Source organism: Shewanella basaltis (genome assembly GCF_023283885.1).
Lineage (GTDB): Bacteria > Pseudomonadota > Gammaproteobacteria > Enterobacterales > Shewanellaceae > Shewanella > Shewanella basaltis.
This window is the reverse complement of sequence record NZ_JAKILA010000016.1, coordinates 93835-112169: the sequence shown is the minus strand read 5'-3', so window position 1 is coordinate 112169 and position 18335 is coordinate 93835. Positions and strand designations below refer to the sequence as shown.

Sequence of the window (18335 nt, the reverse complement as noted above, 5' to 3'; positions counted from 1 at the left end):
GGCTCAAAAGCATTGCCGGAATGACGCAATATTTAACCCGTGCAGGGTGGAAGCTTTCAATCTTATTTCAAACGAAGTTTGAACATTCTGGTGTGGGCGAAGCGCCACGACGTTAGTGGCCGCAGGCCATGAGTACAAAACAACCAAACAACAAAAGCAAACACCTGGATTCCGGCTCAAAAGCATTGCCGGAATGACGCAATATTTAACCCGTGCAGGGTGGAAGCTTTCAATCTTATTTCAAACGAAGTTTGAACATTCTGGTGTGGGCGAAGCGCCACGACCTTAGTGGCCGCAGGCCATAAGAAACCGTGCCTAACTCACCAGTTTAATCATCTACCCTCTTACTTTATCTAATGCCCCGCAAACCGCATTAACACCTAGTATGGCTCTTGGGGTTGCGCGGTGGAGTAAGTCTGCATCGAACTGATAAATATGCTGATTTTTTACTGCGGGGAGCTCTGGCCAATCGGCCCAGTTAATGCCTAATACGTTGCCTTCATCCTGGCTTTGTAAAATCACCTCAGCACCGGTTAATAGCACATTTTCGATACTAATTTGTGGGTATTCGCTGGCGGCGTCATAAAACACATTTTCACCGTGACACACTTCTATCAAGTTTTGGATCCAACTGCCTTTAGCCACTGTCATGAGTGGGGTTGACCACAATTGATAAAAGACTTTTACCGCGGGTTTATTTTGATTGTTACTCTTTATCTCAGCCAATTGCTGACGATAGTCATCTGCCACTTGCTTGGCCTTAATTGAATGCCCTGTAAGCTGACCCAGTTGCTCAAGATTGGTTGCAATATCGGCTAAGGTTTTAGGGTCGCTATTAACAAGCTTGAAGCCTAAATCTTGCAGTTGCTTGATGTCTTCCATTTTATTGCCGCTTTGCCATACCACGATTAAATCAGGGTTTAGCTCAATCACTCGCTCAACTTGAATGCCATAATAGCCACCAATACTAGGAATGTTTTTAGCTGTGGCTGGGTAATCGGCATGGTCTGTAGTGGCAACGATTGTGTCACCAGCACCAATGGCGAACAACATCTCAACAGCATGGGGTGATAATGCAATAACCCGTTTAGCTAGCTGCTGTGGCTTTGGTAAATGGGTCGATTCGGCAGCACCTAAAATAAACGAGACAGGCAACAGCACAACAAGCGTAATGGGCAATAACAATGTACGTAGCAAAATGTATTCCTTAATCATGTATTCTTTTCAGCGCCTTGTGTCACAACGTCTACTCTACCAGTTTGTCAGGCCAACCATACTGATTAATATAATTAACCAGGTTTTGAGGCCGATATTTGTTGTCATTCAACCAACGAGTTTTCACTGACTTGTGCAGTAAAATTGGCACTTGCTGTGGATCTAGCTGGCGCATAAACCGTTTTTTAACTCGATAAAAACTGCGGTATGAATCGTGAATATCGGCCATGGGGTTAGGCAATAACGCATCGGCTAAATGCAATTCAACCGTTAGGTTGACCGCTCGAGCCTGGGTTATCATCCACTGTAAGGTAACGTCTGACAAGGTACTGCCATCATCATTAGGGGCAAAACTCCCCCCAATATTACTGTGAGCGCCCGCAAACCACACTTGTTGAATATCAGTGCTCGTTCTGGGCGCCCATATCGTGGGCTCAAAGTCACTTCTATGCTCATCCAGTGCTAAAGCATGGCGAGCTACGTTAACATTGCGCCCCAGTTTTGTGTCGTAAAACTCATCTTTGTCTTCAAATAGCCCTAAAAATGACACAGGGATCCCCATTGCGCCTACGGTGTCCCACACGCCGACAAACGCCACTTTGCGCGATGGATGCGAATGCTGTTGCCTAAATTCAACCGAACGATCACCGTCTGGCGCAAATGGTTTGGTCTTCATTTTATAGTGGTCAAATGCTTGTTGAATCAATTTAGCATCGGGCCGGGTCACAATACCGCAGTTGTTAATAAGGCCGCATAAACAACGCACGGTATAAGCACCACGACTAAAACCAAATAAATAAATCTCATCGCCTGGGGAGTAGTTTTGCACAATATAGCGATAAGCATCCATGATGTTTTTATGTAAACCGCGTCCGGTTGCGCCGCCAATGAATGCATCATGGTATGAGCCGATGCCCCAATCATAAAATACCTGTTGCGGTACGCCGTCATCGGCAATGGGTTTAATCGCTCTGGCGAGTTTGAGTACATTGGTTGCGTGATCTTTTTCAAGATCCTTTTCAGGCCGATTCCAAGTTCCGTCGGCACAAATGACAATTCGTTTTTTCATTAGTTTTCCTGCTCCCTGCCTAAGTCGTCCAATCATAGTCGTCCTGTCACCACTATAGACTAAAAGCCAATTTGAACCCGACAAAAAATAACCAATACTCGTCAATTAACCCTCAGCAAAAGGAACCGCGAAATGATCACTGCAGCGCAAAGTGTACTAATGATTGTTGACGTACAAGGCAAGCTTGCCCAAGTGATGCAACAATCGACCCTATTACACCAAAAACTGGCCGTACTCATTCAAGGGGCACAACTTTTTGATATTCCTATTATTTGGTTAGAGCAACTGCCAGACAAACTGGGCCATACCAGTGACGAGTTAGCACACATACTCTCAAAAACCACTCAACCCATCGCAAAACAACATTTCAGCGGTTGGCATTGTGATGAGGTAAAGCAACAGCTCAATGCATTAAACCGTCACCAGGTTATTTTGGCCGGGATTGAAACCCACGTGTGTGTTTACCAAACCTGCCAAGACTTACAGGCCAACTACTTTCAAGTGCATGTGGTTAACGATGCTGTGTCATCAAGAGAATTAGAAAATAAAACTCTGGGAGTACAAATGATGCTAAACGATGGCGCTAAACTCACTAACGTTGAGTCGTTATTGTTTGAGTTACAGCATGTTGCCCAAGGCGAGCGCTTTAAGGCATTACTCAAGCTGATAAAGTAGCCATATGCAGTATCATTAAAGTGTATTTATTAACTATAAATGCACTTTAGCTTAACCCACACTGAGTTCGCATTGAAAAACATCGCAATACAATCGATGACTCTCGGCTTAAAATAATTAGAGCCTTAATATAAAATCGAAATCTGATCACTTAACCACCGAACCACGTAAAATAATCTAACCTTACCATTGTGTTTAGCGTAAACCTCTATGAAAAATAATGAAGCAAAAGTCCCCAGTGGCCGTTTGTCCCGTTTATCTAAAATGGGTGGCCTCGCATCGCGCTTGGCGGGTAACGTATTATTTGAAGGAGCAAAGCAACTGAGTAAAGGGCAGTCGCCTAAGTTACAACAATTGGTGATGACCCCATCGAACATTGGTCATGTGGCCGAAAAGTTATCACAACTGCGCGGTGCGGCCATGAAAGTCGGTCAAATGTTGTCAATGGATGCCGGTGATCTCGTCGCGCCAGAATTAGCAGAGGTACTCGCTAAGTTGCGCTCAGACGCTAAAGTCATGCCGCACAAGCAATTAACCACATTACTGGTACAACAATGGGGCAGAGATTGGTTAGCACCATTCGCCCAATTTGAATTGCGCCCTTTTGCCGCAGCCTCTATTGGCCAGGTGCATTTAGCCTATTTAGATACGGGTGAAAAGTTAGCGGTCAAAATTCAATATCCCGGCGTACGAGACAGCATAGACAGCGACATTGACAACGTTGCCACCTTATTAAAAGTATCGAGGCTTATCCCCGCAAACGTTAAGCTTGATACCTTACTCGCCGAAGCCAAAGCGCAATTACATAATGAGGCCGACTATCACTTTGAAGCCGAGCAAATCGCACTTTATCAGCAGCACTTAGGTGACGACCCTACCTTTATCGTTCCTAAGGTCTATCAGCAATTGAGCAACGACAGTATTTTATGCATGCAATTTGTTGCAGGTACCCCCATTGAATCAGTCGCCCAGGCCTCGCAAGAGGTGCGCAACCTCGTTGCCAGTCGCTTAATGGAGTTGTGCTTTAGGGAGTTATTTGAGTTTAAGTTGCTGCAGTCGGATCCCAATTTTGCCAATTTTCAGTATCAGGCTGACAGCCAAAAAATAGTGTTACTCGACTTTGGTGCTACCCGCACGATTAGCGATACCTTATCGCAAGGCTATATGCAATTGATGCTAGGCGCGATAGCACAAGACAAACAACAAATGGCGATGGCGGCACAGCAAATTGGCTTCTTTCAAGACGCTATAGACCCACAACAAAAACAACTTATTATTGATATTTTTTATCTGGCTTGTGAGCCATTACGTGCACAGGGGGACTATCACTTTGGCAACAGTGACCTGGCAAAACGTATCACAAAGGCAGGTAAAGCCATGAGTACCCAACAAAATGAATGGCATACACCGCCTACCGATGCTATTTTTATTCATCGAAAATTAGCGGGCATGTATTTACTGGCCGCAAAACTTAACGCAAAAATAAACGTTAACCAATTGTTTTTGAAGGTGTCGAGCCAAAGTAAACACAATTGTTAGACACTGTTACAGTCAGTTGACCACGCTTAATTACAATAGGACACCCTATGTTTATCGGTAAAATATCGCGGCTACATCGGGCTGTTTTTTGGCTGGTACTTTTACTTAGCACAAGTGCGCTAGCCCATGACACAGAGCAAACATCGGCTAAAAAGCCAAGTAAAACACTGACTCAAACTGACGAACTTAGTGTCGCTTTAATTGCGCCAGATGTGTATTTACATCGGTCATATCAGGCAGTAAAAGGTTTTGGATTAGTTGAGTCGAACGGCCTAGTGGTGGTGCAAAATAAGCAGGCGTTTATTATTGATACCCCCTGGACAGATAAAGATACCGCTAAGCTTGTTGATTGGATTACCCAGCAAGATTTAACCGTTACAGCCAGTATCTCGACTCATTCTCACCAAGATCGCGCCGGCGGTATTGGTTATCTTAACAGCCAAGGCATCGCCACCTGGGTGTCAGATAAAACTCAGCGTATATTAACAGCCAACCAACTCGCAACAGCCACGCATACATTTGCAGGTAATCAACACATATTGCAACCACAACTCATTGAAGTGTTTGACCTTGGCGCTGGTCACACGGTCGACAACCTAGTGGTGTGGCTGCCAAAACAACAGATTTTATTTGGTGGCTGTTTAATTAAATCATTAAGTTCACGCACTCTTGGTTATACCGGCGAAGCAAACCTACAACAATGGCCACTGACGGTGGCAAAGGTACAAGCACAATTTACAGCGGCAAAAATGGTCGTCCCTGGGCATGGCAACATCGGTGATTCTTCGCTGCTAAGTCACACCATAGATTTACTGACCGAGCAACCTCAAGGTTAAACCACAATATCAATAGTGTGTTAATTACAGTTCAATTGAACTTACACAAGGAGAGTTACCATGTTTAGTCACGTTATGATCGGCGTTAACGATATTGAAGCGTCAAAAAAATTCTATGATGCTACCTTAGGGGCATTAGGCATTGCACCCGGAAAGATTGACCCTAAAGGTCGTTGTGTTTACATGACCCCTACAGGCATATTCCTACTCACTAAACCGATTAATGGCGAGCCGGCTAGTCACGGTAATGGCTCTACTCTGGGTTTTGCAGCACAAACACCTGAACTAGCAGACGCGTGGCATGCTGCTGGGGTTGCTAATGGCGGCACCGCCTGTGAAGATGCGCCAGGTGTGCGTTCAGGCTCGGGGATTGACTTATACCTAGCCTACCTTCGTGACCCAGATGGTAACAAGCTTTGTGCTCTGCACCGAGTAGCAAAAGGCTAATAAGCACTCATTAATCAACTAATTAGGTGAGGTGCTAGGGCCTGATGATCTTTACTGGTTGAATTTAGATCGAGTTAAAAACGTTTTAATCGAGGCGAATGGATTGATGCCTAGTCATCTAAGCAACTCTTTATTGGCAAAGCATCATTCAACAAAGCGTAAAACGTTTTTAGCCGAACTCTTCGGGCAGCATTTGTTGGCCATTTTTACTGCATTATCAACTTTTTATGCAGAATAACGACACCTCAAAGTCTCTGCCGCACAGTTGAATATGTGAGTAATAGCCAGCAATTCGCTGCAAAAACAACCTTGAAAAATCAACAGGCCCTACTACTTCGCCTACCTCTATTTAATCACAATGCATTGCCATTATTCGTTACTTACGCGATACAAAAAACACTTCAACTTACCGACACCAGATTACACCGTTTGATAGATGTCTTTATATAAAGTAAGTAAATGTAAACTTATTGGTATTTAATTGAAGGGGACAAAGTGAGGGCTTAGTATTGCCAACATCAAGTCAGTGGAGTACTCAATGCAATTTAAATTATGCCCATTAGTGCTGATCGCCAGCTTTGCGACAACCGCAGCACCAGTAAGTTACAACGGCACGGCACAGGTTATTGAAGGCCAAGCAACCGTCACAAAAGCGAACTTATTTACCTGCCAACATGGCCAGTCGCGTACATCACCTACTGGCGTAAAAAGCGATAACGGCCATGAGTTTACAGTGCCTGCATCGCTTCAATACCAACCACAATACTTCACGGCAGATCTTTATAATGAATGCTCAGGGGTTACGCCGACATCAATAGCTGAAGTCGATTTATCGGCCGTGCCTGTTATCGAGGTCGATAACGATGGCGAGGTAATAACCGGTTATATTTTTGCCGATAATTACTTTGAACTCTTTATTAACGGCAAACTCATCGGCGTAGATCCCATTCCTTTTACGCCATTTAATTCCAATATTGTCCGATTTAAAGTTAAAAAGCCTTATGACATCGCTATCAAAGTCGTCGATTGGGAAGAAAACTCAGGGTTAGGAACAGAAAATAATCGCGGTAAACAATATCATCCAGGCGATGGTGGCTTAATTGCCAGCTTCTCTGATGGCACCACAACTCACGCCGAGTGGTCTGCGCAAACGTTTTATACCGCCCCCATTTATGACTTAAGTTGCGCGACTGAAGTGGGCCAACAACGGTTAACTAATAATTGTAATACTGAAGGCAGAAATAGCTATAACCGGGCTTATTCACTGCATTGGCAAATACCTCAAGACTGGCAGACTAATAATGAATATGTCAGTTGGCCAAAGTCTGTTGAATTTACCGAGCAAGAAATTGGCGTAGACAACAAAAAAGCCTACATGAATTTTCAGCAGCAATTTTCAGGCTCGGGAGCAGCGTTTATTTGGTCAAGTAATGTCATTTTAGACAACCTAGTATTGTTTAGGTATCACGTTAAGTAGCTAGATGCTAAGTGCTAGGTGCAAAAGGTGTTGAGTGCTAGGTGCAAGTCAGGATGCCAATAATGATGCATCCTGACGCTATAACTCATTTTTACTAGCAAATATCGCTTTATCGTTAAAAAACTTACTAGATGCATCGCAGACTACTACGGGGTAAAATAGCCGCCCTTTTATGCTGTGAGTGTATGTAATGACTGTTAGCGACCCGTGTGTTATTCCTTTTCATGATGCGATAGCGTTCAGTAGCGCACTTGCACAACACGGATTACCAGAGTCTTTTACTTTCCCGTTTTATTATCAACCTCACCCACTCACCATACTGGCCGCACAACAATTGCAGCAAGAGTTACTTGAAGCAAACCCATGGCAGCATAACTTTGGTCTAAACAGCAGCACAGATCGCGGCATGGTCATCGGTAAAATGTTTGGGGTATTGGTAGTAAAAGACACCCAAGGGCGACTTGGTTTTTTAGCGGCGTTTTCAGGCAAATTAGCCGAGCAAAATATCTTGCCACCTTTTGTGCCGCCCGTGTTTGACATGCTAACCCAAGACAGCTTTTTCAGTGTTGAAAACAAGCAAATTAACCAGATAAACCAGTTACTCCACCAGCATGAAAGCGCCCCAGTACTGGCCAGCTTAAGCGCGCAGTTAACTCAGCAACAACAGCAAGCCGAACGTGAGCTTGAGCAGCAACGCAACGCAATAGTTGAAGGCCGCAAACAGCGTAAACACCAACGCGAGCAAGCCGATAACGCATTAGCCCAGGCTGACATCAACAGTGATGAGCATAAAACCTTATCAATTGAGCTTAGCCGCCAAAGCGTGCAGCAAAAGCATCAGCTCAATACATTAAAGCAGCATTGGCAAAGCCAAATCATGGCAACGCAAACCCAGCTTAATGAGCTACAGCAGCAAATAAAACAGCTTAAGCGCCAGCGTAAGCAGCTGTCTAACAGCTTGCAAAAAAAGCTGTTTTCCCAGTATCAGTTTTTAAATACCTTGGGTGATGCACGAGACTTGAACGATATTTTTAACGATGCACCTAATCACTTACCACCAGCAGGTGCTGGCGAGTGTGCAGCGCCTAAGTTGCTGCAATATGCCTTTAAAAAACAGTTAACGCCTGTTGCTATGGCCGAGTTTTGGTGGGGCGCATCGCCAAAATCAGACATTAAACAGCATAAAAACTTCTACCCTGCATGCCACGGAAAATGCCGGCCAATTTTAACCCACATGCTGGCGGGTATGCAGGTTGATGCAGATCCATTACTGCTTAATCCCGGTAAAGACTTAACCATCGATATTATTTATCAAGACGATGTAATGGCGGTTATTAATAAGCCCGCCGAGCTCTTATCGGTACCAGGCAAAAATATCACCGACTCAGTATTTAGCCGTATGCAACAACAATTCCCTAATGCAACGGGGCCGCTGATTGTGCATCGCCTAGATATGTCAACATCAGGGCTGATGGTGATAGCACTCACCAAAGAGGCCAACAAAGCCTTACAGCAACAATTTATACAGCGCAGCGTAACCAAACGTTACATAGCGTTAATTGAGGGTGTGCCAAGCCAAAATGAAGGTGAGATAAGTTTGCCACTCAGAGTAGATTTAGACGACCGACCTAAGCAGCTTGTTTGTTATGAACACGGCAAGCACGCAGAAACTTTTTGGCAAGTGCATCAGCACCTTAATCAGCGCACCTTGGTGTATTTGTACCCTAAAACAGGCCGAACGCACCAATTACGTGTGCATTGCGCTCATCATGATGGTTTACACATGCCAATCGTGGGTGATGACTTATACGGTGTTGCCGCAAATCGCTTACACTTACATGCTCAATATTTGGCGTTAACACACCCAGCCACGGGTGAAGCGATGATGTTTGAATTTAAAGCGGATTTTGAATAAACCAAATGCCAATCTATAAACAATAAAACCGATATTGCGTAAACAATATCGGCTTTGATTAACGCATTAGCGTTGATAAAACGACAGCTATTTAGAAGTTATTTGGTCGTTCTTCTAAGTGCATTTGCTCAACTAGGCCTTGGCCTGTACGTTGCTGATATGCTGATTCAGCTTGTTGCATTCTGCTGCGACCGCTATTGACCAGAGCTTGACCCTGTTCAGTTTCACTTTGGCCTTCAGCAAGATTGGTATTGCCGTCTTCGACAAGTTCTTTGCCGTCAACATAGTTTTCATCGGCATCTTCCCAATCGTCAGCAATATCATCTAATCTGTCGACGATTGCTGCAGCACGTTTACCATTTTGCGCGCCTGTTAAAGAACTCGCCATCGATTGAAATGCTTGGCGCTGCTTTTGGGCTTCTTGTACGGCTTGCGCCATCAACTTTTCGCCTTCACGAATTTGCGCATTGCCTTTGTCCATTGCTTTGCGACCATCTGCAAGCAATTCTTGGCCTTTTTTAACGTCCTTTTGACCTTGCTCCCATTGCTGAGATAAGTCGAGATGTTTTTCGCTTTCGGCTTTCACTTTAGATGCAAAATTATTTTGCGGTGAAGCACAGCCAGTAACACCAACAACACCAACTACTAACAAACTACAAAGTACTGTTTTCATTTAACGCCTCCATAATACGGGGGTAGAGTCGGCGCAATTAAACAGCCTAAAAACAAAAAATGCAAGTGCTGCTTTTCATTAATTCGAGTTAATGTAATCCTTGCAACCTCGCGATTTATCAGCATTTGCTGATAAATGCAAATGGGTAAAACAAACAAGATATTACATTGATTTTAAAAAACATTTTAACAAGAATTTTACATCACTATGCCAGTGTAAAAAAACACTAAAACAATATTATTTTAGCCATGTCTTTTGCTATAAAGGCCGCATTTTTGATTCCTCTGGTATGAGCCATGACTATCGCACCATCAACCAACAAGCCAATTTGGTCGGCTTTTTCAGCATCATTTGGCGGCAATTGAGCACGAATAAGCTCGATAATAGCCTGTTTATGTTGTGCTGAAAGCCTATGAATAGGGTGCTGTGCATCGCCATATTCAGCGCTTGCATTAATAAAATTACAGCCCAAAAACTGTTCGCTGTTAAACCATTCATTTAGTGCATCAAAAATGGCTAACACCCCCGAATCACCGGCCTTAATTGCCCTGTCAATTTTGGTACTAATGGCATTAAGCACGTGCAAATGACGTTGCTCTAATGCCGCCAAAATTAACTCATCTTTACTGCGAAAATGTTTATACAACGTTGCCTTTGACACACCTGATTGCGCCAAAATCAAATCAATGCCTGTCGCGTGATAACCTTGCTGATTAAACAAGGCTAACGCCGTGTCAACTAAATGTTGTTTTCTGGGTTGCATGGCAATCTACCTTTATGACTGATGCTTAATTAACCTGAGCTCAGGTTAATTATAACCACTTTAAGCTTGACGTAAACAGTTCTGTTCACCTATAGTGGTAGACAGATTTGTTCACTTCAAGTTTAAATGACTATTGTAAGGGTTATAATTATGTGCAGCACTACCGCTCATCCACACACAAATGCCGCTAGTTTTAATACATTAGGTATCCACCACCTCGGTCTAAGCGTGCCAGACATAAAACAAACAGCCGCATTTTTTATCGACCAATTACATTTTAAGCAAGTGGGCGAAAAACCAGACTATCCAGCTATTTTTGTCTCTGACGGTACCGCTATGCTGACACTTTGGCAGATTAAACAACATAATAAGATGGTCAATTTCGACCGATGCCACAATGTAGGCTTACATCATTTTGCTCTTAACGTGGCCAACCTTGAGCAATTGCAATACATACATCAACGGCTCGCTAAACTCGATGATGTCAACATTGAGTTTTCGCCAGAACCATTAGGTAATTTACCAATACATCACATGATGTGTACGATCCCTGGTGGCATTAGGCTTGAACTGATAGCGTAAACTTGGCGTTGGCATAAGGAATCACAATGAACAAGCCATTGGCACCGAGTTGGCATCAAGGTGAGTTAGCGATACAACAGCGAGCCGGTACAGACAAACGTATGGCCGATATTGGGCCAAAGTTTATTCGCCAATATCTTCCGCAGCAGCATCGAGATTTTTTCGAATCGCTCTCAATGCTGTTTATTGGTTATGCTGAACAACCATTGCATACCCGTGCAAGTGTGTTATTTGGCACGCCAGGCTTTGTTCAGTGTGTCAGCGACACTGAATTACTCATAAACACTCAACACTCGATGGGGGATTTTATTCATGCCCATCTGGCTGTGGGCGATCGTATTGGTATTCTAGGCATTGTATTTACAAGCAAAAGACGTAACCGTGTTAATGGGATGATTACTGACATTAATCAAAAAAGTATTCGCGTCACTGTGCTACAAAGCTACGGTAATTGCCCTAAGTACATTCAACCTATCGCGTTTATGGCTAATCAAGATTATGGTAAGTTCATGTCATCAACAAAACGGCAACTCAGCCAGGCAGATAAACACCTTATCACCCATGCCGATACCTTTTTTATTGCCAGCGGTTTTGAGGATGGTCAGCAATTGAATAATCGTGGTGCCGATATATCGCATCGTGGCGGACCACAGGGCTTTGTGTCGATAAATGAGCAAGGCCAATTAATGGTTAATGATTATCCTGGTAATGGCTTTTTTAATACTTTGGGTAACCTACTCGAAAACCCCATTGCAAGCTTGCTCTTTTGTGATTGGCAACATGGGCACGCATTACATATTAACGTATCGAGCCAGATAATTTGGCAACATGTACCACATGTGGACGGTGCGGATGTAAACACCACAGCAGGCACTCAAACAGAGCGAACATTGTGCTTTACTCCGCTAAACGTTGAACAATTCGTCAACGGGTTGGCCTATCGTCAAGCCAACCTGTTGTAATGGGTTAATGGTTACAACTCAAACAACACATCGGTACGGATAATGTATTTAACCCCTGAAAAAATTGGCTCTGAACTATGTATACAATGCAGTGGGTGCATACCGTGCGCAAAGCACAATACACTTCCCGCAGGTGTTCGCACATCCACCTGTTTTACATTGTCGCCACGTTTAGCTGGTAAATGAGGGTTATCTGCATTCACTAAAAAGCGCGTCGCACCACCGTCAAAGTCTTCTGTGAGTAAAATTAAAAACGTGAGTTGGCTGTAACGGTCGCCAAACGCATCACGCACCAGTTGGCCATTAACCATTTGACTTCCCGGCCATGAGCCGTCTGAATGCGGCTTAAAATAATCACCCTCTTTATAGCGATAAAATCGAAAACGATTATTTAATCCTAGTGCGGCTTTGCCGTTAAAAATACCTAAATCATCAGTCATTAACCCTGCAACTCGTTGCCAAATAAGCCGTTCGGTGCAGTTATCAACCACCCAGGTTAAACTGTCGTTATGACGCACATTACGCGGTAAAGACACCGCTGCGTCAGGTAAAAACCCCATAGTTTCGCTAACGTTAATAAGTTGCTGACATTCATCTGCACTCAAAACATTTAATAGTTGAAATGCCCCTGGCACATCCGTTAACGGCTTTTTGCTCACGGTATGAGGTGCTGACAATGCGAGATCTGCACTATTATCACTTCGGCTTGCCCAAGTTGGTAATGCTGGATGTTCTGCACCTGGCTCAAAAGCGGCAACAAAGAATTGGTCATTTACGGTTGTAGTATTCATTTTATTCACCTTAACGACTGATCACACGTACTTGCGCAAATTGTCTGTGGCCCGCAGCAGTACCATGAAAACCAAAACCACTTTGTTTTGCACCAACCCATGGGGCATTGCCACCACCCACGCCTTGATTGATGCCCACCATGCCAGCCTCAAGCTGATCGGCTACGGCATTGGCACCTGGGCCACCAAACACCACCGCACCTAAACCATAATGACTGTTATTAGCACGGCTAATCGCGTCATTAATATCACTAAAGCGACTTATCGCCACAATAGGCCCAAAGGTTTCTTCTGTTTCGAGTTGCATCAGTGGAGTTATGTTGCTAACAACAGTGGGCTGAATATAGGGTAATGGGTAGTCATCGCTGCCCAATAAAAACTGAGCCCCTTTTGCTTTAGCATCTTGTAACTGTTCAAGCACTTTTTGATGCTGTGTTGGGTTGACTATCGGACCAATGTTGACATTGCCAGCATCCCAGGCACCAACACGATATCGGCTGGCCAGCGCAACGACTTTGCGCTCAAATTCATCGGCAATGCGTTCATCTACATAAACGCGCTCGGTGGATGTACACATTTGTCCAGCATTTTCAAACGAGCTGGCGACCGCAAAACGCACTGCGGCATCCATATTGGCATCGGCCATGACTATCATAGGGTCGTTGCCGCCAAGCTCCATTACCAAGCGTTTTAAGCCAGACGCAGCATTGGCCATAATGTGTTTACCGGCGGCCATCGACCCCGTAAATGCCACCATATTAATGTCGGCGCTCACAAGTGCCTGACCCAGGCTTTTGTCACCTTGCACCACTTGCAGCACATTTTGCGGTAACACCTTATTTAAGGTGTCAATAAACAACTGCGCCACTAACGGGGTTTCTTCTGATGGCTTTAACACCACACTATTACCTGCAATTAAGGCTGGCATTAATAGGTTATTGGCCATCGCAAGTGGATAATTCCAGGGTGAAATAACCGCAACAACGCCCAAAGGACGGTATTGCAATTCAGTGCGGTTGCCCACATTTTCAGTGGCGAATGCATCTGCAATCTCACTTGCAAAATAACCTGCATTTTGCAATGTACCGCCCACTTCATAAGTGGCTCTGCGATAATCTTTACCCATTTCTTGGCTAATGAGTGTTGCCAACTCATCTTGTACTGCGTGCAATTGTTGATAGGCTTTTACCACTAACTGCTGACGTTCAATTAAAGAAAAACTGGCCCAGGCCTTTTGAGCAGTTTTGGCTAGAGCGATGACTTGTGGAAGATCCGATATCGCTAAAGCATCAACACTGCCCACCGCAGTGGCTTGAATACTGTCGCTGCCAGCCACTTTATGGTAGCTACCCGCATCATAAGAAGTTAATACAGCCATGGAGAAATGTTCCTTAATGGTACTAGTCTAATTAGCGCCTATTCTGATACTGTAGGATATAAATGCAACCAGTATACTTTTGGTAACCTAGCTAAAATAAAACAAACACAATGAAAACTAAAATAGAAACAATGGCTAACGGCCACAAAAAAGTTATTAACCCATGCGCCGAACCTTGCTCGGTAGAACGTGGAATGCGAGTATTAGGCGGAAAATGGAAAGCATCAATCTTGTGGCACTTGCAAGACGGGCCGGTTAGATTTAACGATTTGTCACGCATGTTAGGCGGCGCCAGTAAAAAAATGGTCGACCAGCGGCTGAAAGAGCTAGAAGCCCAGGGGTTAGTCACTCGTCATGTCATTAACGACAGGCCAATTGCGGTATCTTACGCCATTACTGAGCTGGGCCGCACGGCATTAGATATTTTAGAACGCTTAAAAGAGTGGGCTGATGAGTATGTAACCTAATAGCTATTTCATCTGTATCATCTAAAATAAATTTATGGCATCTCAAAAAAAAAAATAGTAGTCAACACGCTCAAGCTCGTCACAAAAATGTGACACGACACTCATGCATACGGGTGACTCATAGGTACACACATTCTACAGTCCACCACTGATGTTATTGCAATAGGTATTTATGATCAGATTTGTGTTAGTCATTATCATTTTCGCTAGCGTATTGTTCTCGCAGATGGCTTGCGCCAAAGATAAAGTGATTTTTTATACCGAGCCTTATCCGCCATTTCAGTCTGCTAACCAACAAGGTCAGCTGGTTGGATTTTCTATTGATATATTACAAGCGGCACAAGCGTATCTTGATTTTGATATCGACATTCAAATTATGCCGTGGAGCCGCGCTTATCATAATGCACAACACCAACCCAACACCTTTATTTTTTCCATTGCCAATACAGATAAACGTTTAGCCTATTTTAAATGGATCGGTAATTTTTATACTGTACAGGATATGATCTACAAAAAAACTAACCGCCCAGATATTGTGCTCGACAATATCGACGATATTAATCGTTACACTTTGGCATTATCACGCAGTCATGCGGCGCTAGACAGATTAAAACTTGATAATAAGCACCCTAATGTATACCTCGTAAGAAGCCAAACCGCAGCACTAAAAATGCTTAATTTTGACCGCGTAGACCTAATTTATAATAACGAAGTGGGGTTTAACGAAGACGTTAAAAAAATGGGTTATAACATCGGTGATTTTACCGCTGCACTGCCGGTGGTAAACATGCCAATAGGCATAGCCACCCATAAAGACACCGACGAGGCCTTAGCAAAAAAAATGCGCCACGCTTTAGTCACCTTAAAACAAAATGGCGAGCTCGCCGCCATCACAGCTCGTTGGTTTGCCCCTCGAGTTGCCACTCCCAAGGTAACTGAGTAACTGAGCCAACATTGGTTTATTTATACCCGCTTCGCAGCCCGATTACATACAAACCTGCAACTTGCGACTTTTGATTTAGCATTGAAGTGAATATTGCTATGTAGATATTTCAAAATGAATATAACTAGCCAGCGGCTGACTCATTTAGGGGCATAGATGAGTTTCATCCCTCATCAATATGCCTAATTTGCTGCAAATGAAACCATTGAGAATGCCGTTACTTTGTTCAGCAATAACAGGCACAATACATATTCCAACTCGATAGTTCGCATCAACTTTTAACAATCAGCACAAAAATGTGAGCCTTCTTACTGGTTAAAATCAAAAAGCCTCTTCCCATAAAATGACAAGAGGCTTGACTGTCTATTTGGCTGTTTACATCACACAAACAACATCAATAATCAAAACCCAACTGCGCTTTAATGCCGTTATTAAATGCGTGTTTTACGGGTTGCACCTCGCTAACTGTGTCGGCTAATTCAATAATGTCGCGGTGACAGGCGCGGCCGGTAATAATGACATGCTGCATTGGTGGGCGATTTTTTAACGCCGTTAATACTCGCTCAAGCTCTATGTAGTGATAACTCACCATGTAAGTTAACTCATCTAATAGTACCAAGTTAACCGACTCGTCTTTGAGTAGTTTTTCGGCTTCAACCCAGGCTTCCATTGCGGCTTGAGTGTCTTTTTCTTTGTCTTGGGTTTCCCAGGTAAAGCCTGTCCCCATAACATGAAATTCAACCCCTGCACCTTCAAGTAAATTACGTTCACCGCATGCCCAGGTGCCTTTAATAAACTGCACCACGGCCGCCTTATGACCATGGCCAACCGCGCGGGCAACTGAACCAAAACCAGAAGTTGATTTGCCTTTTCCATTACCCGTAAGCACAAGCAGAATGCCTTTTTCCTCTTGTGCTGCGGCAATTTTGGCATCAACGCCTTGCTTTACCTTTTGCTGCCGCGCTTTATGGCGCTCTGCTTTTTGAGAGGCAGTCGTATCGGCTTGCTCGGTATTGTGGTTTTCAGTTGTCATGCTATTAATCCTTTTAGTGTGTTCATGTCCAGATGTGCTTCTAACACGTCGGCGAGTCTTTCAAGCTGTTGCTCGCGGATCTGGTTAATATCAATATGCTGTGCCTGGGTTAACCCAGCCCAGCTTAAAATGAGTTGGCATGCCTGTGGGTTGTCAAACAAGCCATGTATGTAAGTCGCTAAAATTTGTTGGTCGTCACTGACCAAACCATCGGGCGTTGCCACTGTTAAGCCTTGCTCAGCGATTTGTTCAATCACAATAGGCTGAGTCACGTCAGGCTGGGTAAGTGAGGACTCACCACAATGAATTTCGTACCCACAAAACTCGGCTTGATGGCCTTGTAAGCGTAAGTGACCCCTTACTTGAGTTAATGTTTTATTTGCTTTTAATACGGTGTTAACCGGTAATAAGCCCAACCCTTTACTACAACCAGCACTATCTTCAATGCCTAAAGGATCATCAATCAGCAGGCCGAGCATTTGATAACCGCCGCAAATGCCGATGACTTTACCACCATAGCGTAAATGGCTGTTAAGCTTGGTATGCCAACCTTGTTGACGCATAAACGCTAAGTCGGCCCGGACATTTTTACTGCCAGGCAATATGACTAAATCTGCTGCGGGCCAATCGGATGACTGAGCCATACTCTGCATACTCACATAATGAAAATCGATTTGCGGGTGTAAGCGCAGTGGGTCAAAGTCTGTGTGATTGCTGATCCTTGGATACACCAATACCAGTACAGTAAGTCGGGGCGTTTGCTGGGGTAATGGCGGCGTATTTGTGCGGTGCAACGGCGCGTCAACTAACGCATCTTCGGCATCTAGGTGTAAGTCATGCAAATAGGGGAGCACGCCTAATACCGGTTTGCGGGTGTATTGTTCAAGCCAATCAATACCCGGCTGTAATAAGCTGATGTCACCGCGAAAACGATTTATAACAAAGCCCTTTACTCGTGCTTGCTCGCTTGGACTTAATAGCGCAAGTGTACCAACAAGATGAGCAAATACCCCGCCTTTATCAATATCTGCAATAATAACCACAGGACAGTCGGCCACTTCAGCAAAGCCCATATTGGCAATATCGCCTTGGCGTAAATTGATTTCAGCAGGACTGCCAGCACCTTCTATCACCACAACCGAATACTGTTGCTGTAAGCGCTGATAAGATTGCATCACCGCGGCTAATGCCAGGGTTTTATAGCTTTTGCTTTGTGGGCCAAAAAATGCCTTGGCTTCTAAGGTGGTTAATGCTTTGCCATGGACGATGACTTGAGCACCAGTGTCTGAGCTAGGTTTTAGTAATACGGGGTTAAAATCAGTATGCGGCGGCAGGTTACAGGCAATAGCTTGCAGTGCCTGGGCGCGGCCAATTTCGCCACCATCAATTGTCACGGCACTATTTAATGCCATATTTTGTGGTTTAAACGGTGCAACCTTAATGTGTTGTCTTGCCAGTACTCGACAAAGCCCTGCGACCAAGGTGCTTTTGCCTGCATCTGACGTGGTGCCTTGCACCATTAGCGCCCCAGTTAGAATGGGAGTAGCTTGGGTTAATGACACCACAAACA

At 44.2% G+C, this 18335-nt stretch carries 18 protein-coding genes; 10 read left to right on the top strand and 8 right to left on the bottom strand.

Going from position 1 to position 18335, the window contains the following annotated elements; genetic code table 11:
- Positions 1-336: 336 nt before the first annotated feature.
- Both L2703_RS12605 and L2703_RS12600 read right to left on the bottom strand, forming a co-directional pair.
- Entirely contained in the window at positions 337-1140 is an 804-nt protein-coding gene (locus L2703_RS12605; protein ID WP_248971444.1) for a cobalamin-binding protein, read from the bottom strand.
- A 106-nt stretch (positions 1141-1246) separates the two neighbouring features.
- Entirely contained in the window at positions 1247-2284 is a 1038-nt protein-coding gene (locus tag L2703_RS12600; RefSeq protein WP_248971441.1) for a T6SS phospholipase effector Tle1-like catalytic domain-containing protein, read from the bottom strand.
- A gap of 132 nt (positions 2285-2416) precedes the next feature.
- On the opposite strand from L2703_RS12600, the gene L2703_RS12595 reads away from it, so the two are divergent.
- The 6 genes from L2703_RS12595 (at position 2417) to L2703_RS12570 (ending at position 9173) form a co-directional block, all read left to right on the top strand.
- Positions 2417-2959 (top strand): isochorismatase family protein, encoded by a 543-nt coding sequence (locus L2703_RS12595; RefSeq protein WP_248971440.1) that lies wholly within the window; start codon positions 2417-2419, stop codon positions 2957-2959.
- A gap of 210 nt (positions 2960-3169) precedes the next feature.
- Positions 3170-4498, top strand: a complete 1329-nt coding sequence (locus L2703_RS12590) for an ABC1 kinase family protein (RefSeq protein WP_248971439.1) — start codon at positions 3170-3172, stop codon at positions 4496-4498.
- 47 nt (positions 4499-4545) lie between these two features.
- Positions 4546-5334, top strand: a complete 789-nt coding sequence (blaDIM, locus tag L2703_RS12585; RefSeq protein ID WP_248971438.1) for a DIM/SIM/IMP family subclass B1 metallo-beta-lactamase — start codon at positions 4546-4548, stop codon at positions 5332-5334.
- Between the two features lie 60 nt (positions 5335-5394).
- Positions 5395-5781, top strand: a complete 387-nt coding sequence (locus L2703_RS12580) for a VOC family protein (protein ID WP_248971437.1) — start codon at positions 5395-5397, stop codon at positions 5779-5781.
- 538 nt (positions 5782-6319) lie between these two features.
- Positions 6320-7258, top strand: coding sequence for a hypothetical protein (locus tag L2703_RS12575; protein ID WP_248971436.1), 939 nt, complete (start codon positions 6320-6322; stop codon positions 7256-7258).
- Positions 7259-7448: 190 nt separating this feature from the next.
- Positions 7449-9173 carry an RluA family pseudouridine synthase gene (locus tag L2703_RS12570; protein WP_248971435.1) on the top strand — a complete coding sequence of 575 codons (1725 nt, stop codon included), beginning with the start codon at positions 7449-7451 and terminating at the stop codon, positions 9171-9173.
- Between the two features lie 91 nt (positions 9174-9264).
- Here the strand turns inward: L2703_RS12570 and L2703_RS12565 are convergent, their stop codons facing one another.
- Positions 9265-9846, bottom strand: coding sequence for a hypothetical protein (locus L2703_RS12565; RefSeq protein ID WP_248971434.1), 582 nt, complete (start codon positions 9844-9846; stop codon positions 9265-9267).
- Positions 9847-10072: 226 nt separating this feature from the next.
- A complete protein-coding gene (locus L2703_RS12560) occupies positions 10073-10609 on the bottom strand; it encodes a TetR/AcrR family transcriptional regulator (RefSeq protein ID WP_248971433.1) in 537 nt (178 codons plus the stop codon).
- A 150-nt stretch (positions 10610-10759) separates the two neighbouring features.
- Here L2703_RS12560 and L2703_RS12555 point away from each other — a divergent pair, with 150 nt between their 5' ends.
- Together L2703_RS12555 and L2703_RS12550 are read left to right on the top strand one after the other, a co-directional pair.
- Positions 10760-11191 (top strand): VOC family protein, encoded by a 432-nt coding sequence (locus L2703_RS12555; protein WP_248971432.1) that lies wholly within the window; start codon positions 10760-10762, stop codon positions 11189-11191.
- Positions 11192-11217: 26 nt separating this feature from the next.
- Entirely contained in the window at positions 11218-12153 is a 936-nt protein-coding gene (locus L2703_RS12550; RefSeq protein ID WP_248971431.1) for a pyridoxamine 5'-phosphate oxidase family protein, read from the top strand.
- 11 nt (positions 12154-12164) lie between these two features.
- Here L2703_RS12550 and L2703_RS12545 read toward each other — a convergent pair whose 3' ends face one another.
- On the bottom strand, positions 12165-12944 hold the full coding sequence (locus L2703_RS12545) for a 2OG-Fe(II) oxygenase family protein (protein ID WP_248971430.1): 780 nt from the start codon (positions 12942-12944) through the stop codon (positions 12165-12167).
- Positions 12945-12954: 10 nt separating this feature from the next.
- On the bottom strand, positions 12955-14322 hold the full coding sequence (locus tag L2703_RS12540) for an aldehyde dehydrogenase family protein (RefSeq protein WP_248971429.1): 1368 nt from the start codon (positions 14320-14322) through the stop codon (positions 12955-12957).
- 110 nt (positions 14323-14432) lie between these two features.
- Here L2703_RS12540 and L2703_RS12535 point away from each other — a divergent pair, with 110 nt between their 5' ends.
- A complete protein-coding gene (locus tag L2703_RS12535) occupies positions 14433-14789 on the top strand; it encodes a winged helix-turn-helix transcriptional regulator (RefSeq protein ID WP_248971428.1) in 357 nt (118 codons plus the stop codon).
- Positions 14790-14961: 172 nt separating this feature from the next.
- On the top strand, positions 14962-15732 hold the full coding sequence (locus L2703_RS12530; protein WP_248971427.1) for a substrate-binding periplasmic protein: 771 nt from the start codon (positions 14962-14964) through the stop codon (positions 15730-15732).
- Between the two features lie 394 nt (positions 15733-16126).
- On the opposite strand, the gene cobO is transcribed toward L2703_RS12530, so the two are convergent.
- Positions 16127-16765 (bottom strand): cob(I)yrinic acid a,c-diamide adenosyltransferase, encoded by a 639-nt coding sequence (gene cobO / locus L2703_RS12525; RefSeq protein ID WP_248971426.1) that lies wholly within the window; start codon positions 16763-16765, stop codon positions 16127-16129.
- On the bottom strand, positions 16762-18285 hold the full coding sequence (locus tag L2703_RS12520) for a cobyric acid synthase (RefSeq protein ID WP_248971425.1): 1524 nt from the start codon (positions 18283-18285) through the stop codon (positions 16762-16764). Before L2703_RS12520 ends, cobO begins: the two co-directional genes overlap by 4 nt.
- Positions 18286-18335: the final 50 nt, after the last annotated feature.

What these genes read in the sequence shown, in the direction of transcription:
- L2703_RS12600 (WP_248971441.1), bottom strand. Translation starts at nt 2,284, where the DNA reads ATGAAAAAACGAATTGTCATTTGTGCCGACGGAACTTGGAATCGGCCT.
- L2703_RS12595 (WP_248971440.1), top strand. Translation starts at nt 2,417, where the DNA reads ATGATCACTGCAGCGCAAAGTGTACTAATGATTGTTGACGTACAAGGC.
- L2703_RS12590 (WP_248971439.1), top strand. Translation starts at nt 3,170, where the DNA reads ATGAAAAATAATGAAGCAAAAGTCCCCAGTGGCCGTTTGTCCCGTTTA.
- blaDIM (WP_248971438.1), top strand. Translation starts at nt 4,546, where the DNA reads ATGTTTATCGGTAAAATATCGCGGCTACATCGGGCTGTTTTTTGGCTG.
- L2703_RS12580 (WP_248971437.1), top strand. Translation starts at nt 5,395, where the DNA reads ATGTTTAGTCACGTTATGATCGGCGTTAACGATATTGAAGCGTCAAAA.
- L2703_RS12575 (WP_248971436.1), top strand. Translation starts at nt 6,320, where the DNA reads ATGCAATTTAAATTATGCCCATTAGTGCTGATCGCCAGCTTTGCGACA.
- L2703_RS12570 (WP_248971435.1), top strand. Translation starts at nt 7,449, where the DNA reads ATGACTGTTAGCGACCCGTGTGTTATTCCTTTTCATGATGCGATAGCG.
- L2703_RS12565 (WP_248971434.1), bottom strand. Translation starts at nt 9,846, where the DNA reads ATGAAAACAGTACTTTGTAGTTTGTTAGTAGTTGGTGTTGTTGGTGTT.
- L2703_RS12560 (WP_248971433.1), bottom strand. Translation starts at nt 10,609, where the DNA reads ATGCAACCCAGAAAACAACATTTAGTTGACACGGCGTTAGCCTTGTTT.
- L2703_RS12555 (WP_248971432.1), top strand. Translation starts at nt 10,760, where the DNA reads ATGTGCAGCACTACCGCTCATCCACACACAAATGCCGCTAGTTTTAAT.
- L2703_RS12550 (WP_248971431.1), top strand. Translation starts at nt 11,218, where the DNA reads ATGAACAAGCCATTGGCACCGAGTTGGCATCAAGGTGAGTTAGCGATA.
- L2703_RS12545 (WP_248971430.1), bottom strand. Translation starts at nt 12,944, where the DNA reads ATGAATACTACAACCGTAAATGACCAATTCTTTGTTGCCGCTTTTGAG.
- L2703_RS12540 (WP_248971429.1), bottom strand. Translation starts at nt 14,322, where the DNA reads ATGGCTGTATTAACTTCTTATGATGCGGGTAGCTACCATAAAGTGGCT.
- L2703_RS12535 (WP_248971428.1), top strand. Translation starts at nt 14,433, where the DNA reads ATGAAAACTAAAATAGAAACAATGGCTAACGGCCACAAAAAAGTTATT.
- L2703_RS12530 (WP_248971427.1), top strand. Translation starts at nt 14,962, where the DNA reads ATGATCAGATTTGTGTTAGTCATTATCATTTTCGCTAGCGTATTGTTC.
- cobO (WP_248971426.1), bottom strand. Translation starts at nt 16,765, where the DNA reads ATGACAACTGAAAACCACAATACCGAGCAAGCCGATACGACTGCCTCT.
- L2703_RS12520 (WP_248971425.1), bottom strand. Translation starts at nt 18,285, where the DNA reads ATGGTGCAAGGCACCACGTCAGATGCAGGCAAAAGCACCTTGGTCGCA.